We start from the raw sequence: 16094 nt of genomic DNA on the forward strand, positions 1-16094 counted from the left end.
TCCGTTAGAGAACGTGCTCATCCAGTAAGGCCTGACATGAGGCCGGAATTGGGGGTGGAGTTTTCTTTTTCGGTGCACTACTCCCAGGAGGCGGTGGTGCAAACCAGCTTTGCAATTCAGCCCCGCAACCGTCGCCTGGCGGCGGTAAGGGTTGATCTTCGCATTCAAGGCTATCAGCCGGGCAACGCAGACGCACGTGCATATGCGCACGATGAGCAAACCACGGGCGAACTTTACGTAGCCAGTCACGATCGGCTCCGGCATCCAGACACAATTGTTGCTTAATCGCCGGATTGACGAAGATCCGCGTGACGTCGTTATCTTTCGCCGCAAGTTTGATCAGGCTGCTAATTTCAGGTTGCCACAAACGCGGTACCACATGCTGATTATCGCTGCCGACTAAATCCAGCGCCTGCGGTTTAAGTAACTGTGCAGACGTCCAGCGTGTTTTAGGTAACTGCAAAAAGATGTCTACATCCAGCCCGCTTTGGTGGCTGGCGTGGCCTGAGCTAAAACGCCCACCTGCCGCCATGCCCATATCACCAATCAACACCGTACCAAGACCAAGCTGTGTGGACTGATTACTCAGGCGCTGAATAAACATCACTAAATCGGGGTGACCGAAATAGCGACGTTGATCCTGGCGCATCACCTGATAGCGCGGATCGTTTAGCGGCAACTCGTGGGCACCAACGATACAGCCGTTAGAAAAAGCACCAATAGATTGCGCACTACCCGCAATCGGATGACTAATTTTCTGCCACGGAGTGGCTGCAAAAGTAGCGGTGCTGGCAAGTAACGCCAGCAGCCCGACGAGCATTTTTTTCATCGCATTACCAACGCGGAAGAGGGAAAGTCACGTCGCCGTTTTGAGCACGTTGACGCAGCATATGATCCATCAAAACAATCGCTAACATGGCTTCGGCGATAGGAACAGCACGAATACCGACGCAAGGATCGTGGCGGCCACGGGTGACCATCTCAACTTCTTCGCCTTCGCGGTTAATCGTACGGCCCGGCACCATAATGCTTGAGGTCGGCTTCAGCGCCATATTGGCGATAATTTGCTGACCACTGCTGATACCACCCAAAATGCCGCCAGCGTGGTTGCTCTGGAAACCTTGTTTAGTGATTTCGTCACGGTTCTGGCTACCGCGCAGATTGACTACGCCAAAGCCATCACCGATTTCGACACCTTTCACCGCGTTGATGCTCATCAGCGCATGGGCAATATCGGCATCTAAACGATCAAATACCGGTTCGCCAAGGCCTGGTGGCACATTGTCCGCCACCACGGTGACTTTCGCACCAATGGAGTCGCCTTCTTTTTTCAGCGCGCGCATCAGTTCATCAAGCGTTTCAATTTTATCCGGATCCGGGCAGAAGAACGGGTTCTGCTCAACTTGATCCCAGTCTTTGATTTCCAGCGGCACGTCGCCCATTTGCGTCAGGCAGCCACGAATGGTAATGCCGTATTTGTGCGCCAGATATTTTTTAGCAATTGCACCAGCGGCTACACGCATCGCGGTTTCGCGGGCGGAAGAACGACCACCGCCGCGGTAATCGCGCAGGCCGTATTTTTGTTCGTAGGTGTAATCAGCGTGGCCCGGACGGAACACGTCTTTGATTGCGCTGTAATCTTGTGAACGCTGATCGGTGTTTTCAATCAACAGACCGATGCTGGTACCGGTGGTCACGCCTTCAAATACACCAGAAAGGATTTTGACCTGGTCAGGTTCACGACGTTGCGTGGTATAGCGGGACGTCCCTGGGCGGCGGCGATCGAGGTCGTGTTGTAAATCAGCTTCGGTAAGCGGAATGCCGGGCGGCACACCATCAACGATACAACCCAACGCCACACCGTGGGATTCACCAAATGTCGTTACGCGAAATACTTGTCCGATAGAATTTCCTGCCATTTGTCACAGCTCCTTACCGTTGTCATTTTCGTTGTGTTGTCAGCAAAAGAAGACGGGCCAAAAGGCCCGCCTGCACAGATTAATCTTTGTAAATGCTGAAATGTTCACGCGCGTCAATCAACTGCGATTTAGTCAGCATAAACACGCCGTCACCGCCGTTGTCGAACTCAAGCCAGGTGAACGGCACATCCGGATACTGATCCATCAGATGTACCATGCTGTTCCCGACTTCACAGATCAGGATGCCGCCATCAGCGAGGTAGTCCGGGGCACACGCCAGAATACGACGCGCCAGTTTCAGGCCGTCCGTCCCCGCAGCTAAACCTAATTCCGGCTCGAAGCGGAATTCGCCTGGTAGGTCAGACATATCTTCCGCATCCACATACGGCGGGTTAGTGACGATAATGTCGTATTGAATTTTCGGCAGGTCGCGGAACAGGTCGGAACGAATCGGCGTTACCTGGTTTTCCAGACCGTGTTCAGCGATGTTTTGCTCGGCAACTGCCAGCGCATCCAAAGAAATATCGACCGCATCCACTTCCGCATTCTGGAATTCATAAGCACAAGCGATGGCGATACAGCCACTGCCGGTGCACATATCCAGAATATGGTGTGGTTCCTGGTCGAAAAGACCGGCGAAACGGTTGGTGATAAGCTCGCCAATCGGGGAACGTGGCACCAGCACACGCTCATCAACATAAAACTCATGGCCGCAGAACCAGGCTTTGTTAGTCAGATAAGCGACCGGAATGCGCTCGTTTACGCGGCGAATCACGCGCTCAACAATACGATGACGCTCGCTAGGAGTCAGGCGTGCTGTACGCATATCTTCTGGAATATCCAGCGGCAGATAGAGGCTTGGCAGCACTAGCTGAACGGCTTCGTCCCACGGGTTATCGGTACCGTGACCATACCAGACGTTGGCGGCGCTAAAACGACTTACTGCCCAGCGCAGCATATCCTGAATGGTGTGCAGCTCATTCACTGCCTCATCGACGAAAATTTTATCCACGTTGCCCTCCGCAGGCCGTTCGCGCTAATTCAATAATCGATTAGTTTGCCATGAAGACCGCGACAAATCAGCATATCAATTACGCTCACCGTCGGGAAAATTGCGTTTTATTTAGTGATGGACGGCAAACCAGGTAAACTAGCGGCAATAACGAATGCGAGATGAGCCAGATGAAAAAGAAAACTCCGCTCAGCGTTGATGATCAGAACCTTTTCCGTGGTTTGATGAGCGGTACCAAAAAACTGACTCAGGACACGATTGTTCATCGTCCAATGCGCAAGAAAATACAGCAAGTCCCGGTGAAACGGCTGTTACAGGAACAAGCCGATGCCAGTCATTATTTTTCTGATGAATTCCAGCCACGCCTGGCGACAGAAGGCCCTACGCGCTATGTGCGCGAAGATGTCAGCCACTTTGAGCTGAAAAAAATTCGTCGTGGTGATTATTCGCCAGAGTTATTCCTCGACTTACATGGCCTGACGCAGTTACAAGCCAAACAAGAATTAGGTGCGTTAATCGCCGCTTGTCGTCGTGAACACGTATTTTGTGCCTGTGTGATGCACGGGCATGGAAAACATGTATTGAAACAGCAAACACCGCTGTGGCTGGCGCAACACCCGCACATTATGGCATTTCACCAGGCGCCGAAAGAGTATGGCGGTGATGCCGCATTGCTGGTGTTGATTGAAATCGAAGAGTGGATGCCGCCGGAATTGCCTTAAGATTTTATGTCGGATGACGCTGCGCTTATCCGACCTACGATTTTGATTTTGTAGGGTGGATAAGCGCAGCGTCATCCACCAAACTTATCGTATGATCGCACAAATAAGAAGAGCCGCATTTCGCGGCTCTTTTTTTCATGCTTACGGCTTTCAGATAGCTTTAGCAACCTTGAGATTGCACGGACTCATCTGCCAGTTGAACACCCCTTTCCCGGTTTCGGGATCAAGTGTGACATTAGCAATAGCCGAAGTGCTGAACATCGGAGGTGTCTCTTGTGGACAGAGCTCAGACACCAGGTAGCCGACCAACGGCAAATGGGAAATCACCAACGCTGATTCAACCCCTTCATTTGCCAGAGCTTGCAGGTAATCACCCACCAGGCCCACATCGCCGCACGGTGTCAATTCCGGCAGAATGTCTTCTTTACCTGGAAGACTCAGTGCTTCCCGCACTACATCCAGGGTTTGTTCGGCTCGCAGGTAAGGGCTCACCAGAACACGTTCGATATCCGCTACTTGACCTTTCAACCAAGTCGCCATGACTCGGGATTCATCACAACCACACTGGGTGAGTGGACGTACCGAGTCGCTGGCGGCATCGAGTGCTGCGTCGCCGTGACGCATGATAAAAACTTGCATATTGCACCGCTTTTGTTAACCAGGAATGCTTGAATTCCCCTGAAACTTGAGAGGAGAATTCAGCAGCCGGGCATTGTGCCTTATCCGTACATCGAATGAAACGCTGTTTTTTACCTCAATGGTGCAAGTATAGTCAATCACTGTTTATTAAATGACCGACCAGCATCCATTCACCGAGCCATATGTTTATGTTTCTTTGACTACAGTTTCATTTCTGAGGTTCACTTTCCCCAGAAATTTCGTTGTTCTTCCACCATTTGTAAAAGTCGGTCGCAAGGAGCAAAACGCTCCCCGTACTGACTAGCCAGGCGTTGCAACTGCGCGACGACTTCACCCGCTCCCAGTGTATCCATATAACGGAACGGGCCACCGAGGAACGGTGGGAAACCAATACCAAATACGCCGCCGATGTCACCATCGCGAGCACTGCGAACCACGCCCTCATCGAGACAGCGAGCCGCCTCATTGAGCATCATCATCACGCAGCGTTGTGCGATCTCTTTTTCAGCCAGCGCGCCTTTTGGCGAAACGCCCAGCAGGGTATAAATTGCAGCATCAACCTGCTTTTTGCTTCTACTCCCTTTCCCTGGATAAAGATAGAAACCACGCCCATTTTTTCTACCTTTGCGATCGTCATTCAATATTGCTGCAATACTTTGTGGTGCGGCAAAACGATCGCCATAAGCATGCTGAAGTATAGGACTAATTTTAGTCCCTACATCGATTCCCACCTCATCCAAAAGTTGGATTGGGCCGACCGGAAAACCAAACGCCACCAGCGCATTATCAATTTTATCGACAGGCTCCCCTTCCACCAGGCAACGCATCGCTTCATTAACGTAAGGCGCCAAAATACGGTTGACGTAGAAGCCTGCGCTATCGCCCACCACAATCGGTGTTTTGCCCTGTTTTTTAGCCAATGCAACGGTTGTGGAAATGGTTTCCGCACTGGTTCCAGCGTGTGGGATAACTTCAACCAATGGCATTTTATCTACCGGACTAAAGTAATGCAGACCGATGACAAGTTCAGGGTGTGCGGCGTTTGCCGCAATATCGGCGATCGGCAGCGAGGAAGTATTAGAAGCAAAAATAGTATGCGGTGCGGAGTTTTGTTCGATTTCCGCAACCATCTTTTGCTTAAGCGCCAGATCTTCATAAACGGCTTCCACAACGATGTCACGGTTATGGAAACCATGATAATCAGTACCGCCGGAGATCCGCGCCATTTCACGCTGGCGCTCCGCCGCTTTCAGATGGCGACGACGCACTTTTTTATCCAGCAAATCCCAACTGTATTTCAGCGCATGGTTAATGCCGTCGTTATTAATGTCTTTGATGCACACCGGTAATTTGCCTTTGGTGGCAGTGACAAAGGCAATCCCGCCGCCCATCAAGCCACCGCCCAACACGCCAACCGCATTTATCGGCCGTGGAGGTGCATCAGCACCGTGCTCTTTTTTAAGCTCTGTGCTGGCAAAAAACAACCCGCGTAATGCCGCTGATTGTGGCGTCATCGCCAGTTCGCCAAAGGCTTTCGCCTCCGACTCATAACCACTAAAACTGCCCTGCCCAAGCCCGATTTTTATCACTTCGATAATGCGCAACGTGGCAGGATAATTACCGCGCGTTTTTTGCTCGGTTTTTTTCTCCACCATGCTAAACAACAGTGAACGGCCAAGCGGGCCTGCAAGAATACGTTCTCTAACCGGCAAAATGCGCGATGGCTGGCGGCCTTTTGCCACCAGTTCAACTGCCGCCTTCAGCAAAATCGACTGCGGCACCACTTCATCGACCAGCCCCAGTTTCAGCGCCTGACGCGGGCGCAATTGTTTCCCGGTCAGGATCATGTCCAGCGCATGGCTGACGCCAATCAAACGCGGCAAACGCTGTGTGCCACCAGAACCCGGCAACAGACCCAACTGCACTTCAGGTAAGCCGAGTTTAGTTTTTTCATCATCGGTGCAGATACGCGAATGACAGGCCAGCGCCAGTTCCAGCCCGCCGCCGAGACACGCGCCATGAATAGCCGCAACCACCGGAATCGGAAGCGCTGCAATTTCCGCCATGATTTGCTGGCCCTGCTGCGCCAGCGTTTGGGCTTCAAGCGCAGTCTGGCAACTGGCAATCATGTTGATGTCAGCACCGGCAATAAAGTTATCAGGCTTTCCTGAGATAAATATCAAGCCTTGCAGGGCCGTGTTATCGCGAACCTGTTTAATAATGTTGTGCACGTCAGGCCCGAAAGAGGCTTTCAGGGTATTCATCTTTTCGCCCGGCACATCAATTGTCACAACGGCGATATTGTCGAGGCGGACATGCAAGTTGAAAGCAGAAGTCTGTTCCATTATTCGACCTCCAGAACCATTGCAGCACCCAGGCCACCTGCCGCGCAGGCGGTAACCAAACCAAATCCACCGCCACGGCGCCGCAGTTCATGCAGCGTTTGCGTGATCATGCGCGCCCCCGTTGCAGCAAACGGGTGTCCGTAAGCAATCGAGCCGCCTAAAACGTTAAATTTAGAGTCGTCCACTTCGCCGGTCGCATGAGCGCGGCCTAATACATCGCGAGCAAAACGCTCGCTGGCGAGCATTTTCAGGTTAGCCAGCGTCTGTGCAGCAAAGGCTTCGTGCATATCGAATAAGGTCAGATCATTCAATGTGATGCCTGCTCTTTCAAGCGCCAGCGGTGTTGCCCATGCGGGGCCGAGCAGCATGTCCTGCCAGACATCAACCGCAGTGAAAGCGTAACTGCGCAAATAGCCCAGCGGCTTCAAACCCAATTCTTTGGCGCGTGATTCGGTCATCAGAATAACCGCTGCCGCCCCGTCGGTTAACGGAGTGCTGTTTGCCGCAGTCACCGTACCGTGTTTGCGGTCAAACGCCGGACGCAGTTTCGCATAATCGGCAATCGACGAATTTTGGCGAACGTTATTATCTTCGCTGAAAGGCTGGCGATAAGGCGGGATAAAGGCAGTCATGACCTCTTCGCTCAGTTTGCCTTCTTGCCATGCAATCGCTGCTTTGGTGTGGGAGCGATGCGCCAGCGCATCTTGTTGTTCACGAGTAATTCCATGAGTTTTCGCCATTTGCTCGGCGGTGTCGCCCATCCGTAAACCGGTTGAGTATTCCGCAACGGCTGGTGGAACAGGTAATAAATCGCGCGGGCGCAAACGTGAAAACAGTTTCAGCTTCTGCCCCAGCGTGCGCGCTTTATTGGCATCCACCAGTACGCGCCCCAGTTTTTTACTGACGCCAATGGGCAAAACGGATGATGAATCAGCACCACCGGCAATCCCCGCGCGAATGGTGCCTGCCATCAGACTTTCGGCGACGTTCGCCACCGCCTGGAAGCTGGTCGCACAAGCACGGCTGACGCTGTAGGCATCGGTATGCACGCTCATTCCTGTCCCCAGGACAATCTCACGGGCAATGTTTGGCGCTTCCGGCATCTGGACAACCTGGCCGAAAACCAATTGTTCAATGATTTCTGGGGGAATTTCGCTGCGGGCCAACAATTCGCTGACCACCATGTTGCCGAGATCGACGGCAGGTATACCGTGAAATGCCGTAGCCTGGCGAGCAAACGGTGTGCGTAACCCACTGACGATGGCAATGCGGTCGCCCTGACGGGTGACCAGCGGAAGTGCCTGACTCATAACGCTCCCCTGTTTTTCCCTTTGTCTATGAAACAACAGCCGTATTGCTGTAACTGCATATTTCCAGGAATAAAATTGTAAATGACCAATAGTGGTCTGACCTGATCACAGTTTTAACCAAAAAGTTACAATCAGCCAACCGGTGGACTAAAGAATTGGGAGGGGGGACACGCTTTAAAGAAGGATATTAAAGTGAAAGAAGGTGGATGACGCTTTCGCTTATCCACCCACGATTGGCACTTGTAGGTCGGATAAGCTTGCGCCATCCGACATTTTTACATTTAACGCAGGCCGAGCTGGAAGATCATAGTTTCAGCCTGGCAGCTGAAAGTGAAGTCGATATCCAGACGTACGCCATCAGCTTCTTCGGTATAACGCGGAACAATCTGGCAAGGTTCAGATTCTGCGGCACGTGCTTTTTCGGTCAGCGCAGCCAGAGTTTCTTCAGCTTCAGCACGGGTTGCAAACACGCGGCTGTATGTTGCTGTGCAATCGGTGTTATCGATGATGGAACCAACATCAATACAGCAGCAAACCGGGGTTTCATCAGCAGTGTTCTTACTCATTTTATGATTTCCTCTGTATTTCGCATTGAATAGGATTAAACAATTCCTGCTTATTTTACGCTCCCTGTTGAAGCGACTCCAGTCGTTAATCTTGTCAAAATCCGCAAGTGACCCAAATCACACTTAAAAATGATCTAAAACAAGATTCACCTATTTTGCGTAGTGACGAAGAACCCGATTTTGCCAGGCAGATCTCGTTTCTACGATCAAATTTGAAAATTCTTAGATACAAACTTGCAACATTCCATCTGGTCAGACCTATACTCTCGCCACTGGTCTGATTTCTCTGTAACAGATCAGCCCCTACTATTCGCGCTCCTGTTACGGTATGTAACATTGTTTGTATAAAAATAAATCTACGATGAGGTTTTGGTCATGAGCCAGAAAAACCTGTTTACAAAGTCAGCCCTCGCGGTTGCAGTGGCAATAGTCTCTTCGCAGGCGTACTCGGCCGGCTTTCAATTAAACGAGTTCTCTTCCTCTGGCCTGGGCCGAGCTTATTCGGGGGAAGGTGCAGTTGCAGATAATGCGGGCTCTGCCAGCCGTAACCCTGCAACAATTATGATGTTTGACCGCCCTTCTTTCTCTGGCGGTGCCGTCTTTATTGATCCCGACGTCAATATTTCCGGAACCTCACCAACAGGCCGCAGCACCGATGCGAATAACATCGCACCGACCGCCTGGGTGCCAAACATCCACTTCGTTGCACCGATTAACGAACAGTTTGGTTGGGGTGCTTCTGTTACCTCTAACTACGGTTTGGCGACAGAATTTGCCGACGATTACACCGCAGGTTCGATGGGTGGTAAGACCGATCTGACCACGATGAACCTGAATCTGAGCGGCGCATACCGCCTGAACAGCAACTGGAGCTTCGGTCTTGGCTTTGATGCGGTTTACGCTAAAGCTAAAATCGAGCGCTACGCAGGTGATTTAGGCCAAATCGTTGCCGGTTCTGGCGCATTGCCTCCGTCACTGGCAGGCCCGGTTTCCCGTATTCCTGGCGATACTCAAATCGCGCACCTGAAAGGTGACGAGTGGGGTTATGGCTGGAACGCCGGTATTCTTTATGAAATCGATAAGAACAACCGTTACGGCTTAACGTATCGCTCAGAAATCAAAATCGATTTCGACGGCGACTATAAGAGCAACCTGCCTTCTGCGTATAACCCACTGCTGTCCAGATTTGGCTTGCCTGCTGGTACCAACGGGCAAACCGTTCCAGGTTCTCTGACGCTGAACCTGCCAGAAATGTGGGAACTGTCCGGTTATAACAAAGTTGATCCACAGTGGGCGATTCACTACAGCATCGCTTACACCAGCTGGAGCCAGTTCCAGGAGCTGAAAGCCACTGGCACCAACGGCCAGACTTTGTTCTATAAAGATGAAAGCTTTAAAGATGCGTACCGTATTGCTTTAGGTACCACCTACTTTATGGATAAGAACTGGACCTTCCGTACCGGTATTGCATTTGACGATAGCCCAGTTCCGGCAGACCATCGTTCAATCTCTATCCCGGATCAGGACCGCTTCTGGATCAGTGCGGGTACCACCTACGCATTTAACGAAGATGCGTCTGTCGATGTCGGTGTTTCCTACATGCACGGCCAGAACGTTGAGATCAAAGAAGGTCCATACACCTTCCAGTCTGCAGGTAAAGCCTGGCTGTACGGCATGAACTTTAACTACGCATTCTAATAGTTAACGGTGAAAAAAAAGGCGAAACCTCAGTTTCGCCTTTTTTATGTCTCTCATTCCAGAAGGTTACTGAGAGTCGATATCTTTTAGATCATCCTGAATAGCTGATGCGTTCGGATTCTCTTGTGGCGTGAGTTTCCCGCCGTTGGCCTGGAAATCATGGCGCTGGAAGTAGGCTTCACGCACCAAAATATAGGGGTCTGAAGATTGCTTCAGCAAGCCTTCGGAATCCAACAATTGCGCACGAGTTTCGATACCTTCAAGCGTCCATTTACCCAGTGACATCCACCAGGTCAGCCAGGACAGTGGCGCATACAAATCATCGACCAACTCACCGCCATCTTCACGGAGCGTGAAGCTACCGTATGCCGGTAAATGCACATATGGGCCATAACCCACGCCATAATGCCCAAGCGTAGTACCGAAACGGTTCGGCTCAAGACGTTGTAACTTCGGATTCGCCATCCCCGCAACATCGATTAAACCACCCATCCCCAACAAGCTGTTCAGGAAGAAACGAGTGAAATGCACCATCCCCTGATACGGGTCGCCCTGGATAAAGTTGTTCACCATAGAGGCAGGTTCTTCGAGGTTACTGGTGAAGTTACTTATCCCATTACGTGCCGGTTGCGGCATATAATCACGCCATACCACAGCCACCGGGCGCACCACATACGGGTCCAACACATTAAAGTTGAAGTCGTACATCGTGCGGTTGAACCCTTCTAGCGGGTCCGAACGCCCTTGCGGTTGTGTATCGCCCGAGCTGGCACAGCCGACCAAAACAGTCACAGCCAATGCCAGCCCAGTGAGGCGGAAATTCATAATTCTCTCCCTGTTATTGCTGTTCTACGCTCTCAGGTTTGGTGCCGCCCCCGCCAGCAAGCGCTGCGGTCGCCTGCTCAATACTTCTTTGCACCACAGCGCGACGCGAGTCATTTGCTGGCAGAACTCGCAACATGATTTGCCATGCACCTATTGCCTCAGAGTAATGTTGCTGCTCAAAAGCGTTAAACGCCAACAAGCTTAGAACGCGAACATTTGTATGATCCGATTTGAGCAACTCTCGCAACAGATCACCACCCAGTTGGTTATCCTGCGGGTCGCCGCTACGGGTCAATACTTCAGCATAGCCCAGCTTTACATTATCGTTAGTGGGCGACAGTTTATACGCATGAGCAAAGGCTTGTGTAGCGGTTGATGCATTATTAAGAACCATACCAATACGTCCGAGCATCATCCAGCCCTCAATATTGTTAGGTTCATGCTGTAATTGCGTGCGTAATCCAAGACCGAGATTGGCCATTTCCGGCATATTCAGCGGCCTGGCTTGCGGGTCTAAAGCACGTTGCAATAGTTGAGGTGTCTGATTTGAGACTTTTTGCCAGGCTCGAACCTGCTTTATATCCGACGTTTTCAGATAAACGCCCGAACTCACGACCAGCAAAATCACCGCTCCCGGTGCAAAAAACCAAAAATGGGCTTTTTTACTGACGGTAGGCAGCGCTGCTTTTTCAGGCTCGTCACTAAAATGCACCCGCCGCTTGCGGCTGCGCCTCACAATCACACCCGCACCGCCCAGCACAAACAACACCGGAAGTACCCATAAAATCAGCGTTGCGGGCGTCATTGGCGGTTCGTAAGTCACGAAATTACCGTAACGTTCCACCATATAGTCGATGATCTGCTGCTTGGTTTTCCCCTGCTGTTGCAGTTCATAAACTTTCAAACGCATGTCTGAAGCGATCATGGCGTTAGAATCGGCAATGCTATTGTTCTGGCATTTCGGGCAGCGCAGTTGCTCTGTGAGCTGGCGGAACTGCTGTTCTTGCGCTTCGTCTTTAAACTGGAAAGTATCGATCGCCGCCAGAACATTAAAGGAGAACAGGAATGCGATGAGAATTAGCCAACCGCGTTTCATGCGCCAGCCTCCTTATTGTATTTTTCCCACAGCGGTTTCAGCTCCTGTTGCCAGACGCGATCGTTAAGATCACCGGCATGGCGATAACGGATGATCCCTTTGCCGTCGATCAGGAAGGTTTCCGGCGCGCCATAAACGCCCAGATCTAACCCCAGCATCCCGTTGCCATCAAACAGGCTCAGCGCGTAAGGATTACCTAATTCATTCAGCCAGGTAATGGCTTTGCGGCGATCGTCTTTATAGTTCATGCCGACCACCCGCACGCCCTGCGCTTTCAGGCCGTTAAGGTATTGATGTTCGGCGCGGCAAGTTGGGCACCAGGTCGCCCAGACGTTAAGCAACAACGGTTTGCCATCAGTCAGCACAGACTGGTCGTAAATCTTGCCAGGATTTTCAAGCGATTCGAGACGAAACACCGGCACTGGCTTGCCAATCAACGCCGATTCCAGATTGGTTGGGTCATCGCCCTGCGCATTACGCGCCAGTTGCCACAGCAGCATCGCAGCCAGCAGTAAAAACAGTACCAGCGGGATAAATAAGACTTTGCGATTCATGCGGCCTCCGGCATGTTTTTGCGTTGGCGATAACGCGGGTCGAATAAGCAGAACAGCCCGCCGAGCGTCATCAAAATTCCGCCCATCCAAATCCAGCGCACGAAAGGTTTGTAATAGAGGCGAACCGCCCAACTGCCGTCATCCAGCTCTTCACCGAGCGCGGCGTACAGGTCACGCGTCACGCCGCCATCAATCGCCGCTTCGGTCATCATGGCGCGGTTGCTGTTGTAGAAACGCTTTTCAGCGTGCAGCGTGGCTTCAGGTTTGCCATTGCGTGTGACGTCGATAATCCCCACGCCGCCACGGTAATTTGGGCCGTTCAGTTCGTGAACATCGCGGAACACAAAGTGATACTGGTGGATGTCGATGCTGTCGCCGACTTTCATGCGCACATCGCGCTCGATGCTGTAATTCTGGCTAAACGCGATACCCACCACCGTCACCGCCAGCCCCAGATGGCCAAACACCATGCCCCAGTGGCTGCGTGGCAATTTCCATAAGCCTTTCAGCAAACCATGGCGATACGTAGCACGCTCGTAGACTTCGGTTAACGCCAGCACAAACACCCATACCGCCATCAGCAAACCGACCACAGTCATCGCTTCGATGCGGTCTTGCATTAGCCACGGCAAAGTTAACGCCAGCGCCACGGTCACCACCACGGCAACCACCAACCTGCGCACCAGCTTTTGTGGTTCATCACGACGCCAGCGCACTAGTGGGCCAATGCCGAGCAACAATGCAAACGGCGCCATCAGCGCGGTAAACATGGTGTTGAAGAACGGTTCACCGATAGAAATACTGCCCAGCCCCAGTTGCTTGTGCACCAAAGGCAGCAGCGTGCCCAGCAACACCACCAGCATGGCGGCGATCAACAGCACGTTATTGCCGAGTAAAAAGGATTCCCGCGACCACAGACTATTTCCGACGCGTGAACGGACTTTGCTGCCTTTCACCGCATACAGCAGCAGCGAGCCGCCAATCACAATCACCAGGAAAGCGAGGATAAACATGCCGCGTGCCGGATCGGATGCAAACGAATGTACCGAAACCAACACGCCCGAACGCACCAGGAAAGTGCCGAGTAAACACAGAGAGAACGCGGTAATCGCCAGCAACACCGTCCAGGCTTTGAAACTGCCACGTTTTTCCGTCACTGAAAGGGAGTGGATCAGCGCCGTTCCCGCCAGCCACGGCATAAACGATGCGTTCTCAACCGGGTCCCAGAACCACCAGCCGCCCCAGCCCAGCTCGTAATAAGCCCAGGCCGAACCTAACACAATGCCGATGGTTAAAAATGACCACGCCGCTAAAGTCCACGGGCGTGTCCAGCGCGCCCAGGCCGAATCGAGTTTCCCGGCCATCAGTGCGGCAATCGAAAATGCAAATGCCACCGAGAAACCGACATACCCCATATACAGTAAAGGCGGGTGGAAAATCAGCCCGATGTCTTGCAGCAGAGGATTCAGGTCGCGCCCTTCGATAGGGAAATCCGGTAGCGTGCGGGTAAATGGGTTAGAAGTGAAAATGATAAACAGCAGGAAGCCGAAATTAATCATCCCCATCACTGCCAACACCCGTGCGACAGCATCTTGCGGCATGCTGCGGCTAAACAACGCCACCGCAAACGTCCATCCGCTCAGCAGCAAAACCCACAGCAGCAGCGAACCTTCATGTGCGCCCCAGGTGGCGGCAACGCGATACCATACCGGCAACTCGCTGTTGGAGTTATTCGCCACATACAGCACGGTAAAATCGTTCACCACAAAGGCATTCACCAGCACCAGGAAACTGGCGCACAGCGTGATAAACAGCGCCCAGGCCAACGGACGCGAAGAGGCCATCAGGCGCGAGTCATTACGCTTTACGCCCCACAACGGATAAACACTGAGTAACAATGACCAGCCAAGTGCCAGACAAAGCAAAAAACTGCCAATTTCTGGCATCATGAGGCGTTATCCTTATAGGCCTGCGGGGCGCGTTGGTGGTTCTTATCCATCGCTTCTTTCACTTCCGGCGGGGTGTAATTTTCGTCATGCTTTGCCAGCACTTCTTTGGCGGCAATCTTATTACCAGCCTCAAACTCGCCTTGTGCGACCACACCCTGCCCCTCGCGGAACAAGTCTGGCAAAATGCCATCGAAACTGACGTCAACTACGCCGCTGGCATCGTAAAGTTTGAAGGTGACTTTTAGCGTATCTTTATCACGCTTCACACTGCCCGGTTGCACCATGCCGCCAACGCGCAAACGTTGCCCCACTTCAGGCAACTGATGGCTTTCACCTTTGCCATACAGGATTTCGCTCGGCGTATAAAACAGGTCGATATTGCTGCGCAGCGCATACAACACCAGCGTGATAGTGAGCCCTAACCCCACCAGCACAGACAGCGCCAGATAGAGTCGATTTTTGCGACGAGTATTCATTCAGTTCCCTCTGCATGTTGTGCCGCCTGTATGCGCCTTTCCCGCGCATGTTGGCGTCTGACCGCATTTAAAATGGCACGACGCTGCACACGAGTGTGTACCAGCAAAAGCAGCAACGGGATAAAGGTCAGCGCGACAGCTAGCCAGACGTAAAACGCGTAGCCGCCCATGGCAAAAAAATCACCCCAATTCAAAAATGCCCTGGTCATGAGTTTCTCCCTTTATTCGCCAGTTCCATCACCCACGGGCGGCGCTGCTCCTGAAGCAAAATAAGGTTACGCAAACGCATCAGCGTCAGCGTGGCAAACAGCATCAGAAAACCGAAAATGGTCAGGCGCAACGGAGTGCGCATTGAAGGGTCGATACTTTGCTGCATGTTAGTTGAACCTTGATGCAACGTGTTCCACCACTCCACCGAGTAGTGAATAATCGGCAAGTTCACCACGCCGACCAGTACCAGAATCCCTGCCGCGCGCCCCGCCAGGCGGCGGTCATCAAAGGCGTTATACAGCGCAATCACGCCGATATAGAGAAACAGCAACACCAGCTCGGATGTCAGCCGCGCGTCCCATACCCACCAGGTTCCCCACATCGGTTTACCCCATGCAGAACCGGTCACCAGCGCGATAAAGGTAAACACCGCGCCCACTGGCGCCATCGCCGCCACGGCGAGGTCAGACATTTTCATCTGCCAGACAAGGCCAATAAACGCCGCCACCGCCATCGAGCCATAAATACCCATCGACCAGATCGCCGCAGGCACGTGAAGATACATAATGCGATAGCTCTGGCCTTGTTGATAATCCGCAGGCGCAAATCCAAAACCCCAGACACAACCTGCCACCAGCAGCACCGCACTGATAATCGCAAACCACGGCACCAGACGCCCGCAAAGCTGATAAAGCCGCTCGGGTTTAGCGAGCTGATGTAACCATTTCCACATAATTATTTGCTCACGAAATCAAAACAATGGTGGATGATGC

At 52.2% G+C, this 16094-nt stretch carries 16 protein-coding genes; 2 read left to right on the forward strand and 14 right to left on the reverse strand.

The features are described 5' to 3' along the window. Positions 1-4 precede the first annotated feature (4 nt). The 3 genes from mepA to prmB form a co-directional block, all read right to left on the reverse strand. Positions 5-829 (reverse strand): penicillin-insensitive murein endopeptidase, encoded by an 825-nt coding sequence (gene mepA / locus EC843_RS07120; RefSeq protein WP_121815167.1) that lies wholly within the window; start codon positions 827-829, stop codon positions 5-7. Between the two features lie 4 nt (positions 830-833). After that, on the reverse strand, positions 834-1919 hold the full coding sequence (gene aroC, locus EC843_RS07125) for a chorismate synthase (RefSeq protein WP_133521973.1): 1086 nt from the start codon (positions 1917-1919) through the stop codon (positions 834-836). A gap of 79 nt (positions 1920-1998) precedes the next feature. Further along, positions 1999-2931 (reverse strand): 50S ribosomal protein L3 N(5)-glutamine methyltransferase, encoded by a 933-nt coding sequence (gene prmB / locus EC843_RS07130; protein WP_121815165.1) that lies wholly within the window; start codon positions 2929-2931, stop codon positions 1999-2001. 170 nt (positions 2932-3101) lie between these two features. On the opposite strand from prmB, the gene smrB reads away from it, so the two are divergent. Then, on the forward strand, positions 3102-3653 hold the full coding sequence (gene smrB, locus EC843_RS07135) for an endonuclease SmrB (RefSeq protein WP_121815757.1): 552 nt from the start codon (positions 3102-3104) through the stop codon (positions 3651-3653). Between the two features lie 150 nt (positions 3654-3803). Here smrB and sixA read toward each other — a convergent pair whose 3' ends face one another. The 4 genes from sixA to EC843_RS07155 form a co-directional block, all read right to left on the reverse strand. Next, positions 3804-4292, reverse strand: a complete 489-nt coding sequence (gene sixA, locus EC843_RS07140; protein ID WP_064544715.1) for a phosphohistidine phosphatase SixA — start codon at positions 4290-4292, stop codon at positions 3804-3806. Positions 4293-4513: 221 nt separating this feature from the next. Next, complete coding sequence (gene fadJ, locus EC843_RS07145; RefSeq protein ID WP_133521974.1) at positions 4514-6637, reverse strand: fatty acid oxidation complex subunit alpha FadJ; 2124 nt, start codon at positions 6635-6637, stop codon at positions 4514-4516. Continuing rightward, positions 6637-7947, reverse strand: coding sequence for an acetyl-CoA C-acyltransferase FadI (fadI, locus tag EC843_RS07150; RefSeq protein ID WP_133521975.1), 1311 nt, complete (start codon positions 7945-7947; stop codon positions 6637-6639). Before fadI ends, fadJ begins: the two co-directional genes overlap by 1 nt. Before the next feature lie 281 nt (positions 7948-8228). Then, complete coding sequence (locus tag EC843_RS07155) at positions 8229-8513, reverse strand: YfcZ/YiiS family protein (RefSeq protein ID WP_064544709.1); 285 nt, start codon at positions 8511-8513, stop codon at positions 8229-8231. Positions 8514-8888: 375 nt separating this feature from the next. Here EC843_RS07155 and fadL point away from each other — a divergent pair, with 375 nt between their 5' ends. Beyond that, on the forward strand, positions 8889-10211 hold the full coding sequence (fadL, locus tag EC843_RS07160; protein WP_064544706.1) for a long-chain fatty acid transporter FadL: 1323 nt from the start codon (positions 8889-8891) through the stop codon (positions 10209-10211). Positions 10212-10277: 66 nt separating this feature from the next. Here fadL and mlaA read toward each other — a convergent pair whose 3' ends face one another. The 7 genes from mlaA to EC843_RS07195 are packed head-to-tail and all read right to left on the reverse strand — an operon-like array spanning position 10278 to position 16054. Beyond that, a complete protein-coding gene (gene mlaA / locus EC843_RS07165; protein WP_064544704.1) occupies positions 10278-11036 on the reverse strand; it encodes a phospholipid-binding lipoprotein MlaA in 759 nt (252 codons plus the stop codon). A 13-nt stretch (positions 11037-11049) separates the two neighbouring features. Next, on the reverse strand, positions 11050-12132 hold the full coding sequence (locus EC843_RS07170; RefSeq protein WP_064544703.1) for a cytochrome c-type biogenesis protein CcmH: 1083 nt from the start codon (positions 12130-12132) through the stop codon (positions 11050-11052). After that, positions 12129-12686 carry a thiol:disulfide interchange protein DsbE gene (gene dsbE, locus EC843_RS07175; RefSeq protein WP_064544701.1) on the reverse strand — a complete coding sequence of 186 codons (558 nt, stop codon included), beginning with the start codon at positions 12684-12686 and terminating at the stop codon, positions 12129-12131. The genes EC843_RS07170 and dsbE overlap by 4 nt, the downstream gene beginning before the upstream one ends. Next, complete coding sequence (locus EC843_RS07180; protein ID WP_064544699.1) at positions 12683-14635, reverse strand: heme lyase CcmF/NrfE family subunit; 1953 nt, start codon at positions 14633-14635, stop codon at positions 12683-12685. Before EC843_RS07180 ends, dsbE begins: the two co-directional genes overlap by 4 nt. Further along, positions 14632-15111, reverse strand: a complete 480-nt coding sequence (ccmE, locus tag EC843_RS07185; RefSeq protein ID WP_064544697.1) for a cytochrome c maturation protein CcmE — start codon at positions 15109-15111, stop codon at positions 14632-14634. The genes EC843_RS07180 and ccmE overlap by 4 nt, the downstream gene beginning before the upstream one ends. Beyond that, positions 15108-15320 carry a heme exporter protein CcmD gene (gene ccmD, locus EC843_RS07190; RefSeq protein ID WP_133521976.1) on the reverse strand — a complete coding sequence of 71 codons (213 nt, stop codon included), beginning with the start codon at positions 15318-15320 and terminating at the stop codon, positions 15108-15110. The genes ccmE and ccmD overlap by 4 nt, the downstream gene beginning before the upstream one ends. Beyond that, a complete protein-coding gene (locus EC843_RS07195; RefSeq protein ID WP_133521977.1) occupies positions 15317-16054 on the reverse strand; it encodes a heme ABC transporter permease in 738 nt (245 codons plus the stop codon). The genes ccmD and EC843_RS07195 overlap by 4 nt, the downstream gene beginning before the upstream one ends. Positions 16055-16094 lie beyond the last annotated feature (40 nt).

It is taken from the genome of Buttiauxella sp. JUb87 (genome assembly GCF_004361975.1).
GTDB classification, from domain to species: Bacteria; Pseudomonadota; Gammaproteobacteria; order Enterobacterales; family Enterobacteriaceae; genus Buttiauxella; species Buttiauxella ferragutiae.